The organism is Actinomadura sp. NPDC048032 (assembly GCF_040653175.1).
Taxonomy (GTDB): domain Bacteria; phylum Actinomycetota; class Actinomycetes; order Streptosporangiales; family Streptosporangiaceae; genus Spirillospora; species Spirillospora verrucosospora.
On sequence record NZ_JBEZJP010000761.1, the window covers coordinates 1 to 1,808 of the forward strand.

2 protein-coding genes and 1 pseudogene are annotated in these 1,808 nt (G+C 70.0%); all 3 read right to left on the bottom strand.

Going from position 1 to position 1,808, the window contains the following annotated elements; genetic code table 11:
• Positions 1 to 203 (bottom strand): annotated as a pseudogene (locus tag AB0C69_RS41950) (hypothetical protein); the annotation flags it as partial.
• A 104-nt stretch (positions 204 to 307) separates the two neighbouring features.
• Positions 308 to 832, bottom strand: a complete 525-nt coding sequence (locus AB0C69_RS41955) for an adenine phosphoribosyltransferase (protein WP_345179054.1) — start codon at positions 830 to 832, stop codon at positions 308 to 310.
• A gap of 12 nt (positions 833 to 844) precedes the next feature.
• Positions 845 to 1,808 (bottom strand): protein translocase subunit SecF (secF, locus tag AB0C69_RS41960; protein WP_360362433.1); only part of this gene is annotated, 964 nt, incomplete at its 5' end.

Below are 1,808 nucleotides of genomic sequence, written 5' to 3' on the forward strand. Positions count from 1 at the left end.
GCGTCATCGTCGTCCGGGGCGGCGCCAGGGCCTGGAGCTGGGGGAACATCGGATCCCGACGAGGGCTGGGCGGGCGGGGCGGACGCGGGCGTCCGCGCGGCGGGCTCGTCGGGCTCGGGCGGCCGGACGTCGGGCGGTGGGGGCGCGCGCCGTTCCTCGGCGGCGGTGTTCACCGCGTCGGTCGATACCACCTCACCTGGCACCCAGCCTCCCTAGTCCACCCGGGCACTGCACCGCGCGTTCCGTGCGGGCCGCGCCCGTTCCCGCCGGACCCTGATGGCGTCAGTGTATCCGGCCCTATTTCGTACTAGACCGTAACCAGGGAATGAACGTCCAGATTCCCCAGCTTGTCGCGTCCGTGCAGGAACGACAGCTCAAGGAGGACCGACAGCCCGACGACTTCTCCGCCGCCCCGCCGGACGAGTTCGGCGGCGGCCCTGGCCGTGCCCCCGGTGGCCAGGACGTCGTCGACGATCAGTACCCGGTCGCCGGGTTCGAAGGCGTCGAGATGGATCTCGATCGTCTCGCTCCCGTACTCGAGATCATAAGTCTCCGCGTCCGTCGCCGAGGGCAGTTTCCCCTTCTTGCGCACCGGGACGAAGCCCGCCCCGAAGTGGTAGGCGACGGGGGCGGCGAGGATGAACCCGCGGGCCTCGATACCGACGATCTTGTCGATGGTGCCGCGGCCGTGGTGGTTCACCACGGCGTCGACCACCCCGGCGAACGCCACGTGGTCGGCCAGCAGCGGGGTGATGTCCTTGAACATCACCCCCTGCTTGGGATAGTCGGGGATGTCGCGGATCCGCTCCTGGATCAGCTTGCCGAGGTCCACTCCGTCCCCGCCCTACTTGCCGCCGCGGCGCTGCTGCCGCGACCCGCGCTTCGGCTGCTGCCGCGACCCGCTCTGCACGACCTTCCGCACGGTGACCGTGCTGCGGATGTCGGGCGTGTCCTGCCGGTCGTCCTCACCGGCGTCGGCGGCGTCGTCGGAGAGGTCGTCCTCCGTCGCGGCGGAGGCGCCGGCCCCGGCCTTGACCCTGGCCTTCGACGACCGCTTCGAGCTCTGCTCGCGCCGGGCGATGTTCTGCCGGATCTGCTTGTACTTCGGCTCGCGCTCCTTGAACTGGACGAGCAGCGGTGTCGCCACGCAGATCGAGGAGTACGTGCCGACGATCATTCCGACGAACAGGGCGAGCGACAGGTCCTTCAGCGTGCCGGCGCCGAACAGGGTCGTCCCGATGAACAGGATCGCGCCGACGGGCAGGATCGCCACCAGGGAGGTGTTCAGCGAGCGGACCAGGGTGCTGCTGAGCGCCTGGTTGGCCGCCTCGCTGTAGGTCGTCCGGGAGGTCGGGCCGAGCGGCTTGGTGACCTCCTTGATCATGTCGAAGACGACGACCGCGTCGTACAGCGAGTAGCCGAGGATCGTCAGGAAGCCGAGCAGCGTGGCCGGGGTCACCTCGAAGCCGGACCAGGCGTAGATGCCCGCCGTGATCACCAGGTCGTGGACGAGCGCCACCACCGCGGCCACGGCCATCCGCCACTCGAACGCCACCGACAGGTAGGCGATGATCAAGACCATGAAGACCAGCAGCGCCTGCCAGGCCTTCTTCTGGATCTCACCGCCCCACGAGGCGCCGACGACCTGCGTGCTGACCTTGTCGGCGGGGACGGTCAGCTCCTTGGAGAGGGCTACACCAAGGCCCGCGAGCAGGAGGCCGGCGAGCTGGAGCACCGCCGCCGCCGGCTGCTCGACCTGCTGTTCGCCAGCGCGTTCGCCCGGACCGAGTTCCAGGCCGTAGGCGGCC